The following is a 23,510-nucleotide window of genomic DNA, read 5'->3' as shown; positions in this document are numbered from 1 at the left end:
TCTTGCAAAACGGTCGGCCTTTACGTAAGCCGCTGGCACTCCCCCCGCAAGAGAGCATGGCCATGATCTACGACCTCATCCTGACAGGCGGCACAGTGGTCAACCATGACGGCGAAGGGGCTCGCGACATCGGCGTGAAGGACGGGCGCATCGCTGCCATCGGCGATCTCCGCCAGGCCTCGGCCGGCGAGACGATCGACTGCCGCGGCCTGCATATCCTGCCAGGTGTCATCGATAGCCAGGTGCACTTTCGCGAGCCGGGACTGGAGTACAAGGAAGATTTGGAAACGGGTTCGCGCGCGGCCGTGCTTGGCGGCGTCACCGCCGTGTTCGAGATGCCCAACACCAATCCTTTGACCACCAGCGAGGCAGCGCTTGCCGACAAGATCCGGCGCGGCACTGGTCGCATGCATTGCGATTTTGCCTTCTGGGTTGGCGGTACGCGTGAGAACGCGAAAGATGTCGGCGAGCTTGAGCGGTTGCCGGGCGCGGCCGGGATCAAGGTTTTCATGGGCTCGTCGACCGGCGATCTGCTGGTCGAGGATGACGAGGGCGTGGCATCGATCCTCCGGAACACGCGCCGCCGCGCCGCCTTTCATTCGGAAGACGAATTCCGGCTGCGCGAGCGTCTTGGCGAACGCATCGAGGGCGATCCTTCATCGCACCCGGTCTGGCGCGACGAGATCGCCGCCTTGCGCTGCACCGAACGGCTTGTGCGCATCGCTCGGCAAGTTCGCGCCCGCATCCATGTCCTGCACATCTCGACCGCCGAGGAGATTGTGTTCCTCCAACAGCACAAGGATGTCGCGACCTGCGAGGCGACGCCGCATCATTTGACGCTGAGCGCCGACGACTATCTCAGGCTTGGCACGCTGATCCAGATGAACCCGCCGGTGCGCGCCGCGCGCCATCGCGACGGCGTCTGGCATGGCATTGCGCAAGGCATCGTCGACGTGCTCGGCTCCGACCACGCGCCGCACACGCTGGCCGAGAAGGCAAAATCCTATCCGGCCTCGCCGTCAGGGATGACCGGCGTGCAGACGCTGGTGCCGATCATGCTCGACCACGTCAATGCCGGCCGGCTGACCTTGCAGCGCTTCGTCGACCTGTCCAGCCATGGCCCGCAGCGCATCTTCGGCATGGCGAGAAAGGGCCGTATCGCCGCCGGCTACGACGCCGACTTCACCATCGTCGATATGAAGCGGCGCCAGACCATCACCAACGCGCAGGCCGGCTCGAAAGCCGGCTGGACGCCTTATGACGGGAGAGAAGTGACCGGCTGGCCGGTTGGCACCGTCATTCGCGGTAGCCGCGTGATGTGGGAAGGCGAGATCGTCACGCCCAGCCAGGGTAGGGCGGTGGAGTTTGCCGAGGCCCTTGTCGTCTAGACTCCCTAAGAGGCTCAGTCGCCGGCGACGAAGAATGTCCACTGCCCAGTGGGCGTGATGCCGACACGGTAGAAGATATAGGCGCCGAATTGCTTCATGTCGTCGAAATCGCCAGCGGTGACGATCTTGAACAATTCGACCCGCTGCTTGGCGTCCAGCTTGTCCAGCGGCAGGGCGAAGAAATACGGCCACACATAGAGTTCTTGTGGCGTGCCGGCATCGAGGTGGACGTAGCCGGCATCGAGCACCTCCTCGAGGATAGCCAGGATCTCCTGGCCGTCCGGGTCGCCGGAGAGCCCCTTGAGGAAGGCGATGGCGTCGCCGTCTATGTCGGTCAGCGATATCTGCGTGGCGCTGTCGCCCTTGCCGATCAAGGGACGCAGTTTCTCGATGTCGCCGCCCTTGCAGGCCTCGACGATCAGGTCGTGCATGCGCCGCACCGGTTCCGGCAGCTTGCCGAGATCGTAGACAACCTCGGGTACCGGCGTCTCCGGATCGACGCGCGGTCTGGTCACGCCGCCATCCGCCGGACTGTCCGGCTCGGCTTCAGGAGTAGCCGGCTGGCTGGCCGGAGGCGGCGTTCCGACCGGGTTGGGCATCGGCACGGTGCTTCCTGGGGGCGACATGTCGTCGTCAGCCGGCGGCGTGACTGTTGGCGGGAGCTCTTCGCGCTTGATCTCGCTCAGCGCATAGGCGGGGCTGCTCGCGAGACACACAACCAGGGGAATCGCGGCACAGCAAGCAGCGAAAGAGATGCAGAGGACCAAGCCACGCGGCTTGCCTGACATCGAAAAACTCACTGCCCGTTTCTCCCTGCTTCCGGGCATGACGCCCGAGCGGCATTTTGCCGTCAAAGAACCGGATTTCGGTTCAGTGCCGCAGCCGTTCAGGCTCGAAGGCGCCAGCAATCACCTTTTCACGCATACGGTCGAGCAGGGCAAGGGCCGAGGTCTCGCCATTGGCACGCAACATCTCGCCGAAGGCGGTTTCGAGCGCTGCTTCGGCAATGATCTCGGGCTCTATACCGGCGGAGAGACCTTCCGCCCAGGCCTCGCTGTGGCTTTCCACGGCGGTCAGGCGTTTTTCTTCCCTGACCAGCGCGTCGATGTCGTTGACACCATGTTCCATAAGCGAATGTCCACCCTTTCAAGCAGCGATCCGTCGATGTGGATCAGGCCTGATCTGTTCATTTCACACGCGGGGTCAATTAAGTATTTGTAAATACGACATTTTTTTGATCGTCTTTTACAAAGCCCGATTGCCTTGTGCGAAGCTGCGTTCAGCTCGAGTCAAACTTAGCCGATTGGGGCGGCCTGCGGGGCGAAAACCTTCAGTTTGAGTTAATTCCGCTTTCGCGCGGTAAGGTTTCGTTAATACTGTTGCAGAAGTGCAACATGAGGATTGCACCAAGATATCGCCTGGCACAAGCCGGATATCTCAGTCGTCGCCAGCAATGGCCCAGATAGTTGTTGATGAGCGAGTGCCTAGTTGCCGTAACGCGAGGCGATATCGCGCGACAGCGTCTCGCCTTCCTTCATGTAGCGGCTGATGGCTTCGGTCGCCGAGGGCGTGCACCGCGTATAGGTGCCGCCGAAGGAGCGGTAGCCGCGATTGAAGCTGGCGATGAAGCGGGCGCGCCGCTCGGCATCCGGATTTTCCGAATCGAGCAGTTTTGTCATCTCGGCACGCCACTGGTCGCCCTTCTCGCCGCAGAGATTGCGCAGGAAATGCAGCGACCCCAGAACCTCCGCCAGTCGCATCAGGCCGGGCTCGAACGGCGACTCGGCGCTGAGCGCAGGCCGCATCGAAATGGCCATGCTGGCGGCAAGACATAGGACGAGGAGCAGGGACGGACGGTTCATAAGCCTTCTCTACCTAAACCCAACGGCGTATGCCGTTGTGGTCTGCCGAACGGTGTAAGTCTTTGTGGCGAAACAATTTGTCGCCCGCAAGGCGATTTTCAGGACTGTGGCCCGGCGTCTCCGCCGGGATTCAACAAGTCTTCGGCCACCGCGAACACCGAGCCTGCGAGCGGCAGTGCCGCCATCTCACTGAGCGTATAGAATGCGGCCGTCTCGGCATCGTCGCTGGCCACTGCCTCGCCGCCGGCATAGGCGGCGCCGAAGACCGTGAGGCGATAATCGACCGGATGGCTGTCGTCCCTGCCGTCGATGTGGATTTCCCGAAGCGGGCGATAATTTGTGGCGCGTAAACCGGTTTCTTCCAGAAGTTCGCGCTCCGCCGCTGCCTCCAGCGTTTCGCCGGGTTCGACCTTGCCGCCCGGGAAGGCATAGAGCCCTTGCGAGGGTTGCCGTGCGCGCTTGACCAGAAGCACGGTGTCTGCCCGCACGACGGCGACGGAGACTGCCGGGAGTGTCTTGCGCGCTTCGTTCATAGGTTCCCGATCAGGCGTGTAGGCAGGTCTGTTGTGGACCGCCCAGCATGGGGAAGCTTTAGCGGTTGCGCAACGCCGGTTGCATCGCCACTTTCAAAGCGAACCATTCGAAGGGCGCCAATCGACCATGTGCGGACGTTTTGCCTTGACCGCGACGCCGGACCAGACTGCCGCCTTGCTAGGCTTGGCTGAACTGGAGGATTTCCCTGCGCGCTACAACATTGCGCCGACGCAGCCGATCCTGATGGCGGTCGCCGGCCCCCCGCGGGCGCCGGGCTCGAATCTGCCGGACCGGCAGCCGATGCTGGTGCGCTGGGGGCTGATCCCGACCTGGGTCAAGGACACACGCGAGTTTCCGCTGCTGTTCAACGCGCGCTCCGAGGGTGCCGCCGAAAAGGCCTCGTTCAAGGCGGCCATGCGCCATCGCCGTGCGCTGGTGCCGGCATCCGGCTTCTATGAGTGGCGGCAAACCGGAGGCAAGAAGGGGCAACCCTATTGGATCCGGCCCAGGCATGGCGGGTTGGTCGCCTTTGCCGGACTGATCGAGACCTATGCCGAGCCGGGCGGTTCGGAAATGGACACCGGCGCCATCCTGACCGTCAACGCCAATGCCGACATCGCCCATATCCACGACCGCATGCCGGTGGTGATCGATCCCAGGGATTTCGCCCGCTGGCTGGATTGCCGCACGCTCGAGCCGCGCGATGTCGCCGATCTGTTGCGGCCGGCGCAGCTGGATTTCTTCGAGGCAATTCCCGTCTCCGACCTCGTCAACAAGGTCGCCAACACCGGACCGGAGATTCAGGAGCGGGGCGAGATCGGGCCGGAGCCCGAGAAGGTCAAGCGCCAGAAGCCCGGCGCGGACGACAGTCAGATGACGTTGTTCTAGCTCAGCTGTTCTTCAGAGGCGCTGTGCATGTCGGCGCCCTCATGCCAGGCGCCTTTGGCGCCGGCCGCACACCGCTTCAGGCAGCGCGGGGCGATACGATCTTCTGCGCCGGCTTTTTCTTCTTCGCGGTGTGGAGAAGGGCGGCGACGATCGCGGCCGGGCCGATGTCGCGATAGTGGTTGGCCAGCGCCGGTTGCTTGGCGCGGTTGGATTCCTGCTTGGTTCGGGGCATGTCTCTCTTCCCAGGTAACATTTTCGTGTCTGCGTTTGATGGCCGATTCTGACCAAATCGTGACGCCTGCTGATCTAGCCGGCGAATGTTTCATGACTGTGCCGACATGTTTAATAAAATGTTTCAGTGGATCATTCCCTGTGATCCAGCGACGTTTTTGCCGAAACTAGCGACTTGACTGCAACACAAGCCAAGGCGATAAAGCCGGCCATGAAAACGTCTTTCGCCATTTGTGGCATTTGCATTATTGGCTAGCCTCGCGCTGGTCCGGACGTTTTCGCCTCATCTTTCCCCAGATTGGACAAACGCCCCGGCCAGCAGGCTGGAGCCTGATTTGCGTCTCGCGCAGGGCTGGCTCCATTCAAATTGAGTTCTGAACCGGGAAGGCACGAATGTCTGACGCATCGCAGGGCTTGCGCCTCTACAACACGCTGACGCGGACGAAAGAGGATTTCGTCCCGATCGATCCTGACAATGTGCGCATGTATGTCTGCGGCCCGACCGTCTACGACTTTGCCCATATCGGCAACGCCAGGCCGGTGATCGTCTTCGACGTGCTGTTCCGCTTGCTGCGTCACCTGTATGGCGAGACGCACGTCACCTATGTGCGCAACATCACGGACGTCGACGACAAGATCAACGCCCGCGCCCTGCGCGATTTCGGCGGCGAGATCGCTTCCGGCACGCTCTCGCTCAACGAGGCGATCCGGCGGGTTACCGAAAAGACCGCCGATCAGTTCCACAGCGACGTGGCGGTTCTCGGCTGCCTGGAGCCGACGGTCGAGCCGCGCGCCACCGAATTCGTCGAGCCCCGCGCCGACGGCAAGGTCGACATGATCACCTTGATTCAAAGCCTGATCGAACGCGGCCATGCCTATGTTGCCGCGGGCGAAGTCCTGTTCGACACCGCATCGATGCCGGACTACGGTCAGCTGTCGAAGCGCAATCTCGACGAGCAGCAGGCGGGCGCCCGTGTGGCCGTCGACGCGCACAAGAAGAACCCCGGCGACTTCGTGCTGTGGAAGCTGTCGTCGCCGGAGGAGCCGGGCTGGAATTCGCCATGGGGCAGGGGCCGGCCGGGCTGGCACATCGAATGCTCGGCAATGTCGGCCGCCTATCTCGGCGAGGTCTTCGACATCCATGGCGGCGGCCTCGACCTGATCTTCCCGCACCATGAAAACGAGATCGCCCAGTCCCGCTGCGCCCACGGCACCGACGTGATGGCCAACATCTGGATGCACAACGGCTTCCTGCAGGTCGAAGGGCAAAAGATGTCGAAGAGCCTCGGCAATTTCTATTCGATCAACGAGCTCTTGGAGACCGAGACCTTTGGCGGCCGCAAATGGCCGGGCGAGGTGCTGCGGCTGGCGATGCTGATGACGCATTATCGCGAACCGATCGACTTTTCCGTGCGCAAGCTGGAAGAAGCCGAGAACATGCTGCGCAAATGGAAGCGGGCGGCCGACCTCGCGCCGGCGGCGGCAGGGCAGGTGCCCGTGGAGATCATCGATGCCTTGTCCGACGATCTCGCCACCTATGCCGCCTTCCAGGTCCTGACGCAGTTGGCCGGCGAGGCGGCGGACGGCAACGATGCCGCTGCGTCGCTGAAAGCGTCGCTGCTGTTCCTCGGCTTCGATGTCGCGTCGGCCGATATCGATGAAGGTGGTGTTGCCAAAGCCATCGCGAATCGCCTCGCGCTCATCGCCGCCAAGAACTGGGCCGAGGCCGACCGCATCCGCGACGAACTGCTCGCACAAGGTGTACAGTTGAAGGACGGCAAGGACCCGGTCACCGGCGAGCGTGTGACGACGTGGGAGGTCAAGCGGTGAGGGTGGCGCGAAACACCTTTGCAAGTTTGGCGGGGGCGCGGGTGACAGCCGATCTCCCCCCTTGCGGGGAAGATGTCCGGCAGGACAGAGGGGGGCGCCGTAGAGCGCCAACCTCGGCTGTCGTAGATGGCAGGAGGCATTCGCCGGCCATCCTGCGCTTCTGGAACGACGACGTCATTCGCGATATCGACAATGTCTGCCAGCACATCGTTATCGAGGCTGGCCTGGCCGGTGCCGTAATGCCGGCGAGCGAACCAGCAAGGGAGGCAATTTCATGATCGACCATCTCGGCATCACCGTTGCCGATTTCGACGCTTCGAAGGCTTTCTACGACAAGGCGATGGCGCCGCTGGGTGCCGCGCTGCTCTACATGGTGCCGCTGGAATACACCGGCGGCGCCAAGGTCGGTGGCTATGGCCGTGACCGGCCGGTGTTCTGGCTGAGTTCGGCCAAGGACAAGCCGAAAGACCACCAGCACGTCGCCTTCACCGCGCGCAGCCGCGCCGAGGTCGAAGCCTTCTACGCCGCGGCGCTCGCCGCCGGCGGCAAGGACAATGGCGGGCCGGGCCTGCGCCCGCACTATCACCCGGACTACTACGCCGCCTTCGTCTTCGATCCCGACGGCAACAACGTCGAAGCCGTCTGCCATGCGCCGGAGTGATCAGCGATGAGCCTCGATAACCGGCCGATCTACACCGGCGGCTGCCAGTGCGGCGCGGTGCGCTTTCGTGTCGAGGGCACGCTTGGTGACGCCTCGATCTGTCATTGCCGCATGTGCCAGAAGGCGTTCGGCTCGTTCTACGCGCCGCTGGTGTCGGTGCGCGGCGCCAGGCTCGACTGGACGCGTGGCGAGCCGAAATACTTCCGCTCGTCCAACCATGTCGATCGTGGTTTTTGCGCCGATTGCGGCACGCCGCTGACCTTTACCGCGCCGGACGGCGTTGGCCTCGCCATTGGTGCGTTCGACAATCCGGCGGAGATCGTGCCGCTGATCCAGTGGGGGATCGAGGCAAAGCTGCCCTATGTCGATACGCTCCCGCAACTGCCGGGCGAGGACACGATGGCGGACATGTCGTCGGCCCCCTATCTGACCGATCTCGTCTCCTACCAGCACCCGGACCACGACACCGAACAATGGCCACCGAAGGAAAGATCATGACCGAGACAGTACGAACCGGCGGCTGCCAGTGCGGCGCCGTGCGCTTCCGCATTCATGGAGCGCTCGGCCGTCCGTCGATCTGCCATTGCCGCATGTGCCAGAAACAGTTCGGCTCGTTCTTCGGCGCGCTGGTCACGGTGCCCAGGGATGGCGTCGAGTGGACCCATGAAGAGCCGAGCTATTTCCAGTCGTCGGTCAACATCGATCGTGGTTTCTGCGCCCGCTGCGGCACGCCGCTGACCTACCGGCAGCCCGGAGGGCTTGAGATCGCCATCGGTGCCTTCGACGACCGCTCCGATCTCGCCCCGCAGATCCAGGTCAACTACGCCGCGCGGCTGCCCTGGGTGGAGACGATCTTCGATCAACCCGTCCACCAGGATCCCGACTACTATAACAGGCAGGAAGCGATCATCTCCTTCCAGCATCCCGACCACGAAACAGCGGACTGGCCGACCAAAGGTTTGCAACTATGAGCAGTCAATTGCGTACCCTCTACCCCGAGATCGAGGCCTTCGATTCCGGCATGCTCGATGTCGGCGACGGCCATCAGGTCTACTGGGAGCGTTCCGGCACCAAGGGCGCCAAGCCCGCGGTGTTCCTGCATGGCGGGCCGGGCGGCACCATTTCGCCAAAGCACCGGCGGCTGTTCGACCCGAAGCTTTACGATGTCATCCTGTTCGACCAGCGCGGCTGCGGAAAATCGACGCCCAACGCCTCGCTCGACGCCAATACGACATGGCATCTGGTCGCCGACATCGAACGGCTGCGCGAGATGGCCGGCTTCGACCAATGGCTGGTGTTCGGCGGCTCCTGGGGGTCGACGCTGGCGCTCGCCTATGCCGAAACGCACCCCGAACGCGTCAGCGAACTGGTGGTGCGCGGCATCTACACGCTGACGCGTGCGGAACTCGAATGGTACTATCAGTTCGGCGTCTCGGAAATGTTTCCGGACAAATGGGAGCGCTTCCTGGCGCCGATCCCGGAGGCCGAGCGCGGCGACATGATGGCCGCCTACCGCAAGCGGCTGGTCGGCACGGATCGCAAGGCGCAGATCGAGGCGGCCCGCGCCTGGAGCCTGTGGGAAGGCGAAACGATCACGCTGTTGCCCGAGCCGGAGACCAGCGGACCGTTTGGGCAGGACGACTATGCCGTCGCCTTCGCCCGCATCGAGAACCACTATTTCGTCCATGCCGGCTGGCTGGAGGAAGGGCAGTTGCTGCGCGACGCGCACAGACTGAGCGACATTCCCGGCACCATCGTCCATGGCCGCTACGACATGCCGTGCCCGGCGCGCTATGCCTGGGCGCTGCACAAGGCCTGGCCAAAGGCGGATTTCCACCTGATCGAGGGTGCTGGCCATGCCTATTCGGAGCCGGGGATTTTGGACCGGCTGATCAGGGCGACCGACCGGTTTGCGGGGAAGAAATGACAGTGCCATTCGCCCCCCTCTGTCCTGCCGGACATCTCCCCCTCAAGGGGGAGATTGGCCTGCATTTCGGCTTTCGCAAACATTTGGCGTAGCAAGAGATGGCGGGGCCTTCGAACTGCCGATCTCCCCCCTTGAGGGGGAGATGGCCGGCAGGCCAGAGGGGGGTGTTCACGCGCCCACGGGACTATGAAAAAGCAACGCCTCTACCTCTTCGACACCACATTGCGCGATGGCCAGCAGACGCCGGGCATCGACTTTTCCGTCGAGGACAAGATCGCCATCGCCAAACTGCTCGACGCTTTCGGCCTCGACTATGTCGAAGGCGGCTATCCCGGCGCCAACCCGACCGACACCGCCTTCTTCCAGGAGAAGCGCACGGAGCGCGCCCAATTCGTTGCCTTCGGCATGACCAAGCGGGCAGGGGTGTCGGCTTCCAACGATCCCGGCCTTGCATCGCTCGTGCAATCGAAATCGGACGCCATCTGCTTCGTCGCCAAGAGCTGGGACTACCATGTCCGCGTCGCGCTCGGCTGCACCAATGAGGAGAACCTCGACGCCATCAAGGCCTCCGTCGAGGCAGCGATCGCTGCCGGCAAGGAGGCATTGGTCGACTGCGAGCATTTCTTCGACGGTTTCAAGGCCAATCCCGATTATGCGCTGGCCTGCGCCAGGACCGCCTACGACGTCGGCGCGCGCTGGGTGGTGCTGTGCGACACCAATGGCGGCACCCAGCCGTCGGAAATCCGCGCCATCGTCGAGAAGGTTATTGCGTCCGGTATTTCAGGCAATCATCTCGGCATCCATGCCCATGACGACACCGGGCAGGCGGTCGCCAATTCGCTGGCCGCGGTCGAGGCCGGCGTGCGCCAGATCCAGGGCACGCTCAACGGCATCGGCGAGCGCTGCGGCAACGCCAACCTGATCTCGATCGTGCCGACCCTGGCGCTGAAGCCGGCCTTCGCGGATCGTTTCGAAACGGGCATTTCGACTGAAGCGCTGACCGGCATTTCGCGCCTGTCGCGCGCCTTCGACGAACTCCTGAACCGCGCGCCAGAGGCACAGGCGCCCTATGTCGGCGCTTCCGCCTTCGCCACCAAGGCCGGTATCCATGCCTCCGCACTGGCCAAGGAGCCGGCGACCTATGAGCATGTGCCTCCGGAGACGGTCGGCAACCGGCGCCGCGTCATGGTTTCGGACCAGGGCGGCAAGGCCAATTTCCTCGCCGAGCTGAAGCGGCGCGGCATCGACGTGCCGAAGGACGATCACCGGCTCGACGCGCTGATATCAGTGGTCAAGGAGCGTGAGGCCGAGGGCTACGCCTATGAAGGCGCCGATGCCAGCTTCGAACTCCTGGCGCGCAAGATGCTGCACGGACTGCCGGAGTTCTTCAACGTCACCTCGTTCCGCTGCATGGTCGAGCGCCGCTTCGACGCCAACGGCCAGCTGAAGACGGTCTCCGAAGCGATCGTTAAGGTGGTGGTCGACGGCGAGGAGAAGATGTCGGTTGCCGAGGGGCATGGCCCGGTCAACGCACTCGACATCGCGCTGCGCAAGGACCTCGGCAAGTTCCAGGGCGAGATTGCCGACATGGAACTGGCCGACTTCAAGGTGCGTATCCTCAATGGCGGCACAGAGGCGATTACCCGCGTCCTGATCGAATCGCATGACGGCACCGGTGCGCGCTGGTGGACGGTGGGCGTTTCCGAAAACATCATCGACGCCTCGTTCCAGGCGCTGATGGATTCCATCGTCTACAAGCTGATGAAGAACCGCGAGATGGCCGGGCTGGTGGCGGCCGAATAGGGTTGAACCATCAGCGAAAGTCCATTGATCCATCAGAACTTTGCGATGGTTTTGCCAAGGTGACTGGGCCATAGCGTTGGCCCATGGCCACTGAAGCAATTACACTGGACGCGGATTCCAAGGCCCGTCGCGGCTTCCTGCTGGCACTGGGCGCCTATCTGCTATGGGGGCTGCTGCCTTTCTACATGAAGGCGGTCGCCCATCTGCCGCTCGCCGAAGTCATTGCCCATCGCATCGTCTGGTCGGTGCCGATCGCCGCCGCCGTTCTGGTCTGGGCCGGCCGCACGGCGGATTTCAAGGCGGCACTGCGTTCGCCGCGCACCATCGCCATGGCGGCGCTGACGGCGGCGCTGATCTCGGTCAACTGGGGCATCTATGTCTGGGCGATCGCCGTCGACCGCACCGTCGAGACCGCGCTCGGCTACTACATCAATCCGCTGGTCAGCGTCGTCGTCGGCGCGCTGCTGCTTGGCGAGCGGCTCGACCGGCTGCAGATCGCGGCGGTGGTTCTGGCGGCCGTCGCCGTGGCCGTGCTGACCATCGAAGGCGGCAAGTTGCCCTGGGTGTCGCTGGCGTTGGCCTTTTCCTTCGCTGCCTACGGCTTCTTCCGCAAGACGCTGCCGATCGGACCGAGCCAGGGCTTTCTGCTCGAAGTCCTTCTGCTGTCGGTGCCGGCGCTTGGCTACATCGTCTACCTGATCGCGACCGGACAGGATCACATCGTATCCAGCAGCGGTGCCGATACGGCGCTGCTGATCGGCTGCGGTCCGGTCACATCGATACCGCTCTTGCTGTTCGCCTTCGGCGCCAAGCTGTTGCGCCTCTCCACCATCGGCATCATGCAGTATATCGCGCCGACCATGGTGTTCCTGATCGCCGTTCTGATCTTCAACGAGCCTTTCGGCACCACACAGGCTATCGCCTTTGCGCTGATCTGGGCGGCCTTGGCGGTCTATTCCTGGTCAATGTTGACGACAGCGCGCAGGGCTGCTGCCCGATAGGAGTTTCGATGTACCTGCTGCACATCGCCAACAAGAACTATTCCTCATGGTCGCTGCGGCCCTGGGTGCTTATGCGGACATTGGACATTCCATTCGAGGAGCGGCTGACGCCTTTCCCGACCGGATCGAGCTGGAGCCTTTACCGGCCGTTTTCGCCGAGCGGCCGGGTGCCGTGCCTGATCGACGAGGGCTGGGCGGTCTGGGATTCGCTGGCCATCGCCGAATATCTCGCCGAGCGCCATCATGGCGTGTGGCCTGTCGAGGCCAAGGCGCGCGCCTGGGCGCGCTCGGCCGCCGCCGAGATGCATTCGAGCTTCACCGCACTGCGCGGCGCCTGTCCGATGAGCTGCGGCCTGCGCCTAACGCCATTCCCGATGTCCGACGCGCTGAAGCAGGATCTTTTTCGCCTCGGCGACCTCTGGAACGATGGCCTTGCCCATTTCGGAGGGCCGTTTCTGGCCGGCGCTCATTTCTCCGCCGTCGACGCTTTCTTTGCCCCGGTGGCGTTTCGCGCGCAGTCCTACGGGCTCTCGTTTGAGGGGGCGGCTGCAGCCTATCCGGCGCAGTTGCTTGCCCTGCCGGCAATGCGCGAATGGTATGCGGCCGGTCTTGCCGAGACCTGGCGCGAGGCCGATCACGAAGCGGAAGTCGCCGCCGCCGGCACCGTCATCGAGGATCTTCGCGCCACGGCGTGAAAGCCGCCGGCAGGCGCTACAATCCGCGGCCCAGCCGCCTGACGAACAGATAGGTAGCCGCCGCGATAGCCACCGATACAGCGGTCACCACCCAGAAGCCAAATGGCGTATCGACCAGCGGCAGCCCGCCGACATTCATGCCGAACAGGCCCGAGATGATGGTCATCGGCAACAGCACCGCCGTCATGACAGAGAGAACATAGAGGAGCTGGTTCGACTGCATGGTCAGCTTGGCCATCAGCTCGTCCTGCAGCAGCCTTGTGCGCGCCTGCAACTGCTCGCCGTCATGATAGAGCGTATGCGCCCGTTGCGAGAGCCTGACCGCCATGTCGTTGATCGGGTCAGGCAGCTCGTTGCGATGCGAATGATCGAGATGCCGGAACAGATTGGTGATCGTCGCCATCTGCCGATGGATCACCACCAAGTGCCGGCGCGCCTCGACCAGCGCTTGTCGTTCATTGTGCCATGCATCGCGCACGACACGGTCCTCGATGCCGTCGAGCGTGTCGCCCAGCTTGCCGAGTTCGACCGCCATGCCGTCGAGCGACTGGCCCGTGACCGCCTCGATCAGTTCCGCCGGCGAGCGAAATTTCCGCGATCCATTCTCCACCGCCTTGCGAATGGCATCGACCGATTCCAGCGGCTGCTTGCGCGCGCCGATCAGCACCGTGTCGTTGAAGGCGAAGCGGAAATGGACAAGCCCGCGCGCCTCCGAAAAGTTGTGTCTGAGATCAGGCAGATCGCCATAGAGCCAGCCATCCTCGAAGTCGATGTGGCAGCCTTGGCTGGGGGCAAGGAAGGCGTCGCGCACCGGCCTCGGCAAAGCTTTTTCGGCGCCGATCTCCTGGCGCGCATGCAGGTCGGTGATCTGATAGCTGCGCCAGGTCCAGCACGCCTGTGCCGGATCCTTGGTGCGCAGGCCATCGGCCGTGAAATGGTAGATGAAGAACAGTCCGTGCTCGTCGGGCAGGTAAGGCGACAGGTCGGTGCCTTCCGGGGCGAGAGCGATATCCATGGGCGCGGTGCCAGATGCAGGTTTCGAACATGGCGCCGCATAGCGGCCGCCTGACCGTAATTCCTAGCACGAGCGAACCCGGTTTCGTGTGACGATTTCTTGACAGAAGATCACAGTCTGTCGATGACCACGTCAATCCGGTGGTGGCGCCTTCGCCACCACCGGATTGCGCCCCGTCAGTGCTTCGGGCCGAAGCCGGGGTAGGGCTTGAGCGGCACGATTGCGGCAATGTCCATCATGCCGGCCTTGACCAGCGGCAAGGTGGCGAGATGGCCGCGAACCTCTGCATCATCGGCTGCCTCGAACATCATGCCGCTGCCCGGGATGTCGCCGCGGTTCCAGACCTGGCGCACCGCGCCCTCGGCGTAAAGCGTGCGCCGCTGTTCGGCTTCGCCGGGCAGAAGCGGGGCGAAATCGGCATCGGTGAACGCAGCGGTGTTGCGGGTGAGAAGGGCTAAGAACTGCATGGCGGTCTCCTTGGTTGGGATGGCCGACTATCGCTTCCGCTGGTCAGACTGTCCAAGACTGGTTAGGCTAAAGTTGAGACCTGGCAGGACTTGAAGCTTCGGAGGAAAAATGTTCGACCTGCGCCAGCTCCGCTATTTCGTCACCGTCGCTGAGACCGGCAATGTCGGGCGCGCCGCCGAAATGCTGCATATTTCGCAATCGCCGCTCAGCCGGCAGATCATGCAGCTCGAGGAGCAGCTCGGCGTCGCTCTGTTCGAGCGGGCAAAACAGCGGGTCCATCTTAACGCCGAGGGGCGGGCCTTCCTCACCGAGGCCCGCGCGCTGCTGTCCAATGCGCGGCGTTTGGAGGAGTTTGGCCGCAACCTGGCCAGCGGCGCCGTCGGTCGTCTCACCATCGGCTATGTCGAAGGCGCCGTGCATGCCGGGCTTGTCGCCGGAATGCTGCGCCAGTTCCGCCGCGACCGGCCGGATTTCCACCTGCAATTGAGAAGCCTGCGTTCGGCGGCGCAGCTGGAGGGGTTGCGGCAGCGCTCTCTGGATCTGGGCTTTGTCTATTCGCCGCCAGCCGACGATGACCCGGAAGTCGCCGCCACGGCGCTGCGGCACGAACCGCTGGTGCTGGCGATCCCCGAAGATGATCCGCTCGTCCAAATATCAGAGATCGGACCGCATCACCTCGACGGCCACACCTGGATCACCGTCGTGCGCCAGCCTGACGACACCAACCGTGGTCAGTTCCTCGCCGCTTGCGCCAAGGCCGGCTTTCTGCCCGACATCGCCTATGAGACAGCGGACCCGTTGACATCGCTCGGCCTGGTCAGTGCCGGGCTCGGCCTGGCGACGGTGCAGGCCAGCCTGCGTGCCGCAGCACCGCCGCGGATCGTGTTTCGCGACCTGCCATGGTTCGACCGCACGGTTTCCATCTATCTCGCCTGGCGGCGTCATGACTGCCGCGCGGTGATCGCTGGCTTGCGGAAGGCAGCAGGGAATAGGGGAATAGGGGAATAGGGGAATAGGGGAATAGGGGAATAGGGGAATAGGGGAATAGGGGAATAGGGGAATAGGGGAATAGGGGAATAGGGGAATAGGGGAATAGGGGAATAGGGAGCGCCGTTCCCAGGCACTTCACATATTCCCCTACTGCCTTACTCCGTATTCCCCTACATCTTGTCTATCACCGACTGCATGCCCTCGGTCGGCGCATCGACGGACGACCCTGCCACCATGATGGCGGCGACGATCGCTTCGGGGTCGTCGACGACCAGCGGCTTGACCCGCTGTGCGGTGTGGATAAAGCCCTCGGCGGCCATGTGATCGAGCAACGCCAGCATCGGATCCCAGAATCCGCCGACATTGCCGAAGACGATCGGCTTGCGATGATGGCCGAGCTGCCCCCAGGTCATGACCTCGACGATCTCCTCGACCGTGCCGATGCCACCCGGCAGCGCCACAAAGGCGTCGGATTTCTCGAACATCTTGTGTTTGCGCTCGTGCATATTGTCGGTGATCAAGAGTTCATCGAGCCGGTCAAGCGCGGTTTCCGTCGCTTCCCTGTTGATCAGGAAGCGCGGAATGATGCCCGTCACCTTGCCGCCGGCCTTGAGCGCGCCTTCGGCGACGGCGCCCATGATCCCTTTGGTGCCGCCGCCATAGACCAGCCGCAGACCGGCTTTGGCAATCGAGCGCCCGAGCAGGTGTCCGGCCTTGATATAGGTTTCATCGCGGCCCGGAGACGAGCCGCAATAGACGCAGACGGATCGAATCGTGTTCATGTCGATGATTGGTGATTGGGTCTGAAAGCGTGGTCAAGCCCCAAGGGTCAACAAGCCCGGGCTTTTTCTTGCCGGCCCGTTTTTCTTGTCGGCTTTGGCAAAACAGGCTAGACCGGCGTTAGGTGGCTAAGGGGTAGGGAAATATGGCAATTAATCCATTGAAGGCGTTCCTGTTCGCGGCGGGTGGGACCGTCGCGGCCGCGGGAACCGCCTACGTATCGGGCGCACTCGACCCGTATCTCAATCACACGCCGCCGGCGAACGTGGCGGCGCTGACGCCGCCCGCGGCGCCGAAACCGGCCGATCCCGGCACGGAAGCGCGGCTGCCTCCTGCGGAGGTCCCGGCCGCTCCCGCTACGGTGCCCCAGGCAACGGCACCAGCCGCACCGGCAACGGATGCGGCGGCTCCGGCAGCGCCGGCTGCGGCCGGTCCGATCGCACCGTCCTTCGATGTCGTGCGCGTCGAGAGCAATGGCTCGATCGTCGTCGCCGGCAATGCGGCTCCGAATGCAAAGGTCGAGATCCTCAACGGCTCGACGGTGCTTGGATCGACCGTAGCTGGTCCCGATGGCGCCTTCGTTATCATTCTCGATGATCCGCTGAAGCCCGGCGATTATACAATCGCGCTGCGCGCGACCACGGGCGATGTCGTGACGCCCTCGGTGCAGACCGCCGTCGTCTCGGTTCCCAAGGACGCGGCCGGCCAGGTGCTGGCCATGGTCGAGGAGCCGGGCAAGCCGGCCGAACTGCTCACCGTTCCCGCGCCCGAGACAAAGCCAGCCGCGCCGGCTGCCGGCGACCAGGCTGCCGCGCCGGCTGCTCCCGCAGCCGAAGCGCCCGCGGCCACAGCTCCGGCACCAGCCGCCCCGGCGGCACCAGCGCCAGCCGTGGTTGAAGCGGCACCGGCTCCGGCAACGCCGGCGACGCCGCCCGCGGCAGTCGTGGCCGAACCCAAGATCGTCGTCGAGGCGGTCGAGATCGACGGCAACAAGATCTTTGTCGCCGGCCTCGCCGATGCAGGCCGCAAGGTGCGCGCCTATGCCAACGACATCCTGCTCGGTGACGCGCTGACGTCACCGGATGGCCACTTCCTGGTCGAGGCGACGCGCGACATTCCGGTCGGCAGCTACACCATCCATGTCGACGGCCTCGATGCCGACGGCGTGAAAGTGGTGGCCCGCGCCGCCGTGCCGTTCGAACGCGAGCCGGGCGAAGCGGTCGCCGCCGTGGCGCCTGCCGAGCCCAAGCCTGCCGAAGAGAAACCGGCCGCACCTGCCGCCGCCGAAGCGCCCCCTGCGCCCGCTGTTGTCGCGGCTGCCCCGGCGGAACCCGCACCGGCTCCTGCTGCACCGGCTGCAGAGGCGCCGGCCGTTGCCGCTGCACCGGCCACGACGCCCGCTCCCGCCACCGAGGCTCCGGCCGTTGTGGCAGCGGCAACGCCGCCGAGCGATGTGCCCGAGACCGTGGCGCCCAAGCTCGAACATGCCGACGGCGCCGTCATCATCCGCCGCAACGACACGCTCTGGCGGATTTCACGGCGCGTCTACGGCCATGGCGTGCGCTATTCGACCATCTACCTCGCCAACCAGGACCAGATCAGCAATCCCGACCGCATCTGGCCGGGGCAGGTGTTCAAGGTCCCGGAAAAGTCGAAGGAAGGCGAAGCCGCCGACCTCAAGGCGATGGGCGAGCAGGCAACGACGGCGCCGGCCAAGACCAACTAGAGTCCAGACCAACTGATTGCATTGAAGCAATAGCACCCCGCCTCGATCGCGAGGCGGGGTGCCGGTTGTCCCGGCTAGTCCCTGCGCGATCAGGCCGCCGCGTGCTGAGGCAGTGACGGGGCCTCAGGCTCGATATTGAACCAGCCTGTAGTAGCCTCAATAACCTCCCGCAGCTTGGCTGGAAGCGCGATCTCTGAAACCTTGGACATTCTCAACCCAATGTCGATCTGATCGGCGTCATCAAATTGTGCGAGTTTGACCCAGTCCGGGTTGATCACCAGTCCCTGACCGACGGCCACGAGGGACAATCCCAGTTCCAGGGCATTTTCGGCCTGCTCGGGTTTTCTGATCTGGCCTGCGGCGATGACAGGTATGCGACCAGCCACACGATCCAGGATCAATTCTATTGTCCGTCGCTCATCGGCGCCGTCAATCGGCTTGGCGCCCAGAATACTCGACAGCGACACATGGACGTAGTCCACGCCGCTCTGAATAAGACGGTCGAGAAGCTCATAGGAGTCGTTGATCCGAAGACCGCCTTGGTCCGGCTCTTCGGGCGAGATTCTGTAGCCCAGCAGGAACGACCGCCTCGCATGCAGGTCGATCATCCGCCTTACCTCATGGACAACCGCGAGTGGGAAGCGCAGGCGGTTCTCCAAAGAGCCACCCCATTCGTCGTCACGCCGGTTGAACAGCGGCGAGAAAAAGTTCTGGATCAGGAAGCCATGGGCTCCGTGCAGCTCAATGCCGTCGAAGCCCGCCTCGATGGCGCGGCGGGTGGCCTCGCCAAACGCAGCAACGACATCGATGATTTCACCGTGGCTGAGAGCCCGCGTTGTGACCTCACCGCTGTTGAAGGGTCCTGGAGCAACCTTCAGCGCGCTGGCGCTGACGATTTCACCGCCTGGAATCAGTTCGGGGTTGGCTTTGTTGCCGGCATGGAAGATCTGGAGGATTGCGGGCGCGCCGCCGCTTTTGGCCGCCTCAGCCAGGCGTCGCAGGCTCGGCGTGAAGTCGTCGTCATAAGCAGCAAACTCACCCGTGAAGCCGATGCCATTCGCCATCACGTGAGTACAGCCGGTGAGCACGAGGCCGACGCCCTTTGCTCTGCGGCGATAGTAGGTCAGCTCTTCGCTGGAGATCGTCCCGTCCTCGTTGCCGGACCACGTCGTCATGGGGGCCATGACCACGCGATTGCGAAGGGTGATCCCCTTGGCGAAGGCGAATGTTTCGAAGAGTTTGGTCTTGCTCATTGTCTCTCGCGTCCCGTTGCAGATGCCACGGCATGTGGCGCAAGGGAAAAATAGCTGAGGACGAGGATGCGGATTAGGCGCTATAATCCGCATGGAGTTAGAAATGGGGTTTATAAATGAGAAAGGGCGATTTCAGCGAGCTGGCCATGTTCATGGCGGTCGCCGAAGCGGGAAGTTTCACACGCGCCGCCGCAAAGCTCGGTCTTTCCCAATCTGCCCTCAGCTATGCAGTGCGCATGCTCGAGGAGCGGCTCAAAGTCAGACTGATCTCGCGAACGACGCGCAGCCTGTCGCTCACCGATGCAGGAGAAAAACTGCTTCACAGCTTGCGTCCGGCATTCGACCATATCGATAGCGAAATCGCCCAGCTCACCGCGCTTCGCGACAAGCCTGCCGGCACGATCCGCATCACCACCTTCCGCCACGCCGCAAGGACGGTGCTTTGGCCTGTCCTGTTGAAGCTGCTGCCGGAATATCCGGACATCGCTGTCGAGATCAATGTCGATGAAGGGCTTACCGACATTGTGGCCGGCCGTTTCGACGCCGGCATCCGCGTCGGCGAGCAGGTCCAGAAGGACATGATTGCGGTTCGGGTGAGCCCGGATATCCGCATGGCGGTGGTCGGCTCGCCTTCCTACTTTGCCAACCGGGGAATCCCGCTAACGCCGCGGGATTTAAGCGACCACAAATGCGTAAGCTACCGGCAGAGTGCCGGGGGCGGGCTCTATGCCTGGGAGTTCGAGCGCGATGGAGTCGAGCTCGACGTTCGGGTCAATGGCCCGCTCGTCATAAACGATAGTGAGATGCTGGCAAACGCCGCACTCGGCGGGCTGGGGCTGGTCTATACCTTCGAAACCCAGGTTGCCCAGCATGTTGCCGAAGGCCGTCTGATCCGCGTGCTGGAAGATTGGTGCCCGCCATTCTCCGGCTATCACCTCTACTATCCAAGCAGGCGGCAACAGACCCCGGCCTTCGCCCTGCTGCTCGAAGCGCTCCGCTACAAAGGGTAGTGCGACTGGCGAGGCGCTTCCCAAGGTAGCTCGCCATTTATCTACGTCATTTCTAAGTTCATGCGGATAATAGCGTCTAATCAGATCGAATGGCGCGATCTATCTCCTGTTCATCGAAAACAGGAGTTAAGCATGAGCAAGGTCTGGTTCATTACGGGTGCCGGCAGCGGCATCGGCGCCGCAACTGCCAGGGCGGCCCTGAAGGTAGGCGATCGGGTGATCGCGACGGGCCGCAATCTCGACAAGGTCCGTAATGCCCTGAGCGATGTCGCAGGCGACAGGCTTGCGTTCGTCCAACTGGACGTCGCCAGTGAGGCACAGGCGAAGGCTGCGGTCGACGAGGCGATGCAGGCGTTCGGCCGGGTCGACGTTCTGGTCAACAACGCCGGCTACAGCCTGCTCGGCAATTTCGAGGAGTTGAGCACCGCTGAGATAGAGGGGTTGATCTCGACCAATCTGTACGGCGTGGTCCACGTCATGCGCGCGGTCCTTCCGGTCATGCGCAAGCAGCGGTCGGGCCGGATCATCAACATCAGTTCGCTTGCCGGGGTAATGGGTTTCAAACATTGCGGCGCTTACAGCGCCGCGAAATTTGCAGTCGAAGGCCTTTCCCTTTCGGTGGCCCAGGAGGTTGAACAGTTCGGCATCAAAATCGTTGTGGTCGCGCCGGGCTTCTTCCGTACGGACCTTCTCAATGCGCAGAATGCCAAGTACAGCGCCAGCTCTATCGAGGACTACGCCGCTGAAGGCACAGCCAAGGATATGTGGTCGGGCTATGACGGCACACAGCAAGGCGATCCCGCCAAGCTCGGCGAGGTGCTTGCGAAGCTCGCCGGGATGGAAAATCCGCCGAGGCAGTTCCTCGCCGGCAGCGACGCCCTGGCGGCGGTCAAGCCGGCCCTCGAAGGACGCCTCGAAGAAGTGCGCGCCTGGGAAGATCTGTCCAGGTCGACAGACGGCTCGTTCTAGTCGCCCACATTTCATAGCGTAGCAGCTAATCTGCCCATAAGCGCAGCTTGCCCTGGATACGGTCATCGTTTATCGCCGATGGACGATGACCGAATATTCCCTTGAAACGAACGGCCGCACGGCAGAAAAATGCGGCCCGGCCAATTGCGCGCCCGACAGCCGCGCCGTCGCCGCCCGCATGGCAGCGCTTTCGCATCCGGCGCGCATCGAAATCCTGAAACATCTGTCGGCCAGCAACTCCTGCTGCTGCCGTGAGGTCGTGGATCGTTTCGATCTGGCGCAGTCCACCGTGTCACAACATTTGAAGATACTGGTCGAAGCCGGGCTGGTCCGGTTCGAGCCTGATCGCCAGCGCTCGCGCTATGCGGTCGACCATGCCGCGCTCGCCGATGTCTCGGCGTCGCTGGCCGCGCTCGTCAATTCCTGCTGCTCCGGCCGCTAGTCAAAAAGACATAAGAAGAAGGCACAAGAAATGGCCGATAAAACCGTCTCCGACTCCTCGACCTTCAAGACGCTGCTCAATTTGTGGCCCTACATGTGGCCGGCGGACCGCGCCGATCTGAGAGCCCGAGTCACTTGGGCGACGCTGCTGCTGGTCGTCGCCAAGCTGACGCTGGTTGCCGGTCCTTATTTTTTCAAATGGGCGACCGACGCGCTGGCCGGTGACGCCAAATCGGTGCCGCCGCTGCCGACCTTTCTGCTGGCGCCCGTCATGCTGGTCGTTGCCTACAATGTCGTGCGCCTGGTGCAGCTTGGCTTCAACCAGCTGCGCGACGCCTTGTTTGCGCGCGTCGGCCAATATGCGGTGCGCCAGCTCGCCTTCCGCACCTTCGTCCATATGCACCAACTGTCACTGCGCTTTCATCTGGAGCGTCGCACCGGCGGCCTGTCGCGCATCATCGAGCGCGGCACCAAGGGCATCGAGACGATCGTGCGCTTCATCATGCTCAACACCGCGCCGACCATTCTCGAATTCGCGCTGACCACCGGCATCTTCGCCTACACCTATGGCTGGAAATATGTGGTCGTCGTCGCGGTCACCGTCTGGGTCTATGTCTGGTTCACGGTCCGTGCCAGCGACTGGCGCATCTCGATCCGCCGCGACATGAACGACAGCGACACCGACGCCAACACCAAGGCGATCGACTCGCTGCTCAACTACGAGACGGTCAAATATTTCAACAACGAAGGCATGGAAGCCGAGCGCTTCGACCGCTCCATGGCACGCTATGAGGTCGCCGCGACGCGGATCTGGACCTCGCTCGGCTGGCTGAATTTCGGCCAGGGCATCATCTTCGGCCTCGGCACCGTCATCGTCATGTGCATGTCGGCGCTCGAAGTGCAGGCTGGCACGCAGACGGTCGGCGACTTCGTCTTCATCAACGCCATGCTGATGCAGCTGTCGGTGCCGCTCAATTTCATCGGCTTCATCTACCGCGAAATCCGCCAGGGTCTGACCGACATCGAGCAGATGTTCGACCTTTTGGATGTGCCGCAGGAGATCGTCGACAAACCGGATGCCGGGCCGCTCGCCGTCAGCGCCGGCAAGGTCGAGTTCCGCGACGTGCATTTTTCCTATGACCCGAACCGCAAGATCCTGAAGGGCATCAGCTTCGAGGTGCCGGCCGGCAAGACCGTCGCCATTGTCGGGCCATCGGGCGCCGGCAAGTCGACCATCTCGCGGCTTCTGTTCCGCTTCTACGACGTCCAGGCCGGCCAGGTGCTGATCGACGGCCAGGATATCAGGGACGTGACGCAGGAGAGCCTGCGCGGCGCGATCGGCATGGTGCCGCAGGACACCGTGCTGTTCAACGACACCATAGCCTACAATATCCGCTACGGCCGCATCGGCGCCAGCGAGGAGGATATGCAGAAGGCTGCCGAACTCGCCCAGATCGGGCCGTTCATCGAGCGATTGCCCGATGGCTACAAATCGATGGTCGGCGAGCGCGGGCTGAAGCTTTCGGGCGGCGAGAAGCAGCGCGTGGCGATCGCCCGCACCATCCTGAAAGCGCCGCCGATCCTGATGCTCGACGAAGCGACTTCGGCGCTCGACAGCCACACCGAGCAGGAGATCCAGGCGGCACTCGATCTGGTCAGCCGCGGCCGCACCACCATTGTCATCGCCCACCGCCTGTCGACGGTGATCACGGCCGACGAGATCATCGTTCTGCAGGACGGCCAGATCGCCGAGCGCGGCACCCACGCCGAACTGATGCGCAAGCATGGCCTCTACGCCTCGATGTGGGACCGCCAGCGCGAGGCGACGGAAGCCGAGGAACGGCTGCGCATCGCCCGCGAGGGCGACGAGCTTGGCGTCATCGTTCGCCGGCGCACGTCGGAGGTGTCGTAACGGTGGAGTGCCAATCTCCCCCCTCGTGGGGGAGATGCCCGGCAGGGCAGAGGGGGGCGCTGTCCTGCTGTCATCTCCGGGTTCTTTTCGTGCAGGCGCCGCTATTCTTTTGAAGACATCCAAAAG

The 23,510-nt window shown here is 63.3% G+C and carries 25 protein-coding genes; 16 read left to right on the top strand and 9 right to left on the bottom strand.

Translation table 11 applies throughout. The annotated features are described in order from the left end of the window. Positions 1–2 precede the first annotated feature (2 nt). Complete coding sequence (locus tag HB777_17840; protein ID QND65582.1) at positions 3–1,388, top strand: dihydroorotase; 1,386 nt, start codon at positions 3–5, stop codon at positions 1,386–1,388. A 14-nt stretch (positions 1,389–1,402) separates the two neighbouring features. Here the strand turns inward: HB777_17840 and HB777_17835 are convergent, their stop codons facing one another. The 4 genes from HB777_17835 to HB777_17820 all read right to left on the bottom strand — a co-directional run bounded on the left by HB777_17835 (position 1,403) and on the right by HB777_17820 (position 3,783). Then, positions 1,403–2,188 carry a hypothetical protein gene (locus HB777_17835; GenBank protein QND65581.1) on the bottom strand — a complete coding sequence of 262 codons (786 nt, stop codon included), beginning with the start codon at positions 2,186–2,188 and terminating at the stop codon, positions 1,403–1,405. Between the two features lie 70 nt (positions 2,189–2,258). Beyond that, entirely contained in the window at positions 2,259–2,516 is a 258-nt protein-coding gene (locus HB777_17830; GenBank protein QND65580.1) for a hypothetical protein, read from the bottom strand. A gap of 356 nt (positions 2,517–2,872) precedes the next feature. Then, positions 2,873–3,250 (bottom strand): TIGR02301 family protein, encoded by a 378-nt coding sequence (locus tag HB777_17825; GenBank protein ID QND65579.1) that lies wholly within the window; start codon positions 3,248–3,250, stop codon positions 2,873–2,875. A gap of 98 nt (positions 3,251–3,348) precedes the next feature. Continuing rightward, positions 3,349–3,783, bottom strand: coding sequence for an NUDIX hydrolase (locus tag HB777_17820; protein QND65578.1), 435 nt, complete (start codon positions 3,781–3,783; stop codon positions 3,349–3,351). Positions 3,784–3,910: 127 nt separating this feature from the next. On the opposite strand from HB777_17820, the gene HB777_17815 reads away from it, so the two are divergent. Then, on the top strand, positions 3,911–4,672 hold the full coding sequence (locus HB777_17815) for an SOS response-associated peptidase (GenBank protein QND65577.1): 762 nt from the start codon (positions 3,911–3,913) through the stop codon (positions 4,670–4,672). Positions 4,673–4,748: 76 nt separating this feature from the next. Here HB777_17815 and HB777_17810 read toward each other — a convergent pair whose 3' ends face one another. Next, positions 4,749–4,904 (bottom strand): hypothetical protein, encoded by a 156-nt coding sequence (locus tag HB777_17810; protein QND65576.1) that lies wholly within the window; start codon positions 4,902–4,904, stop codon positions 4,749–4,751. Positions 4,905–5,296: 392 nt separating this feature from the next. Here HB777_17810 and HB777_17805 point away from each other — a divergent pair, with 392 nt between their 5' ends. From HB777_17805 to HB777_17770, 8 genes are all read left to right on the top strand, one after another. Then, positions 5,297–6,733 carry a cysteine--tRNA ligase gene (locus tag HB777_17805; GenBank protein ID QND65575.1) on the top strand — a complete coding sequence of 479 codons (1,437 nt, stop codon included), beginning with the start codon at positions 5,297–5,299 and terminating at the stop codon, positions 6,731–6,733. 274 nt (positions 6,734–7,007) lie between these two features. Continuing rightward, the gene (locus HB777_17800; protein ID QND65574.1) at positions 7,008–7,394 is read left to right on the top strand and encodes a VOC family protein; all 387 of its coding nucleotides are present in this window, start codon (positions 7,008–7,010) and stop codon (positions 7,392–7,394) included. Between the two features lie 6 nt (positions 7,395–7,400). Then, entirely contained in the window at positions 7,401–7,892 is a 492-nt protein-coding gene (locus HB777_17795; GenBank protein QND65573.1) for a GFA family protein, read from the top strand. After that, entirely contained in the window at positions 7,868–8,365 is a 498-nt protein-coding gene (locus HB777_17790) for a GFA family protein (protein ID QND65572.1), read from the top strand. Before HB777_17795 ends, HB777_17790 begins: the two co-directional genes overlap by 25 nt. Beyond that, entirely contained in the window at positions 8,362–9,321 is a 960-nt protein-coding gene (gene pip, locus HB777_17785; protein ID QND65571.1) for a prolyl aminopeptidase, read from the top strand. The genes HB777_17790 and pip overlap by 4 nt, the downstream gene beginning before the upstream one ends. Positions 9,322–9,507: 186 nt before the next feature. Continuing rightward, complete coding sequence (locus HB777_17780) at positions 9,508–11,124, top strand: citramalate synthase (GenBank protein ID QND65570.1); 1,617 nt, start codon at positions 9,508–9,510, stop codon at positions 11,122–11,124. Between the two features lie 83 nt (positions 11,125–11,207). Beyond that, positions 11,208–12,125: an EamA family transporter RarD gene (gene rarD, locus HB777_17775; GenBank protein ID QND65569.1), complete on the top strand. Its 918-nt coding sequence runs from the start codon at positions 11,208–11,210 to the stop codon at positions 12,123–12,125. Positions 12,126–12,133: 8 nt separating this feature from the next. Continuing rightward, positions 12,134–12,820 carry a glutathione S-transferase family protein gene (locus tag HB777_17770; GenBank protein ID QND65568.1) on the top strand — a complete coding sequence of 229 codons (687 nt, stop codon included), beginning with the start codon at positions 12,134–12,136 and terminating at the stop codon, positions 12,818–12,820. 16 nt (positions 12,821–12,836) lie between these two features. Here the strand turns inward: HB777_17770 and HB777_17765 are convergent, their stop codons facing one another. Together HB777_17765 and HB777_17760 are read right to left on the bottom strand one after the other, a co-directional pair. After that, positions 12,837–13,835 carry a transporter gene (locus HB777_17765; protein ID QND65567.1) on the bottom strand — a complete coding sequence of 333 codons (999 nt, stop codon included), beginning with the start codon at positions 13,833–13,835 and terminating at the stop codon, positions 12,837–12,839. 176 nt (positions 13,836–14,011) lie between these two features. Further along, a complete protein-coding gene (locus HB777_17760) occupies positions 14,012–14,302 on the bottom strand; it encodes a hypothetical protein (GenBank protein QND65566.1) in 291 nt (96 codons plus the stop codon). A gap of 109 nt (positions 14,303–14,411) precedes the next feature. On the opposite strand from HB777_17760, the gene HB777_17755 reads away from it, so the two are divergent. Further along, positions 14,412–15,311: a LysR family transcriptional regulator gene (locus HB777_17755; GenBank protein QND65565.1), complete on the top strand. Its 900-nt coding sequence runs from the start codon at positions 14,412–14,414 to the stop codon at positions 15,309–15,311. A 152-nt stretch (positions 15,312–15,463) separates the two neighbouring features. Here the strand turns inward: HB777_17755 and HB777_17750 are convergent, their stop codons facing one another. Beyond that, positions 15,464–16,075, bottom strand: a complete 612-nt coding sequence (locus HB777_17750; protein ID QND65564.1) for a TIGR00730 family Rossman fold protein — start codon at positions 16,073–16,075, stop codon at positions 15,464–15,466. A 143-nt stretch (positions 16,076–16,218) separates the two neighbouring features. Between HB777_17750 and HB777_17745 the strand changes: the two genes are divergently transcribed. Then, positions 16,219–17,799 carry a LysM peptidoglycan-binding domain-containing protein gene (locus HB777_17745; protein ID QND65563.1) on the top strand — a complete coding sequence of 527 codons (1,581 nt, stop codon included), beginning with the start codon at positions 16,219–16,221 and terminating at the stop codon, positions 17,797–17,799. Positions 17,800–17,888: 89 nt separating this feature from the next. Here HB777_17745 and HB777_17740 read toward each other — a convergent pair whose 3' ends face one another. Further along, on the bottom strand, positions 17,889–19,052 hold the full coding sequence (locus HB777_17740) for an NADH-dependent flavin oxidoreductase (GenBank protein QND65562.1): 1,164 nt from the start codon (positions 19,050–19,052) through the stop codon (positions 17,889–17,891). Positions 19,053–19,168: 116 nt separating this feature from the next. Between HB777_17740 and HB777_17735 the strand changes: the two genes are divergently transcribed. From HB777_17735 to HB777_17720, 4 genes are all read left to right on the top strand, one after another. Next, positions 19,169–20,062 carry a LysR family transcriptional regulator gene (locus tag HB777_17735; GenBank protein ID QND65561.1) on the top strand — a complete coding sequence of 298 codons (894 nt, stop codon included), beginning with the start codon at positions 19,169–19,171 and terminating at the stop codon, positions 20,060–20,062. Positions 20,063–20,194: 132 nt separating this feature from the next. Continuing rightward, on the top strand, positions 20,195–21,031 hold the full coding sequence (locus tag HB777_17730; GenBank protein ID QND65560.1) for an SDR family NAD(P)-dependent oxidoreductase: 837 nt from the start codon (positions 20,195–20,197) through the stop codon (positions 21,029–21,031). 85 nt (positions 21,032–21,116) lie between these two features. Further along, complete coding sequence (locus HB777_17725; GenBank protein ID QND65559.1) at positions 21,117–21,473, top strand: helix-turn-helix transcriptional regulator; 357 nt, start codon at positions 21,117–21,119, stop codon at positions 21,471–21,473. Positions 21,474–21,503: 30 nt separating this feature from the next. After that, positions 21,504–23,384 (top strand): ATP-binding cassette domain-containing protein, encoded by a 1,881-nt coding sequence (locus tag HB777_17720; protein ID QND65558.1) that lies wholly within the window; start codon positions 21,504–21,506, stop codon positions 23,382–23,384. The last annotated feature ends 126 nt before the right edge of the window (positions 23,385–23,510 follow it).

Source organism: Mesorhizobium loti, from assembly GCA_014189435.1.
GTDB lineage: Bacteria > Pseudomonadota > Alphaproteobacteria > Rhizobiales > Rhizobiaceae > Mesorhizobium > Mesorhizobium loti_G.
Note: the sequence above shows the minus strand (reverse complement) of the source record. Positions and strands in the feature narration are given on the sequence as shown.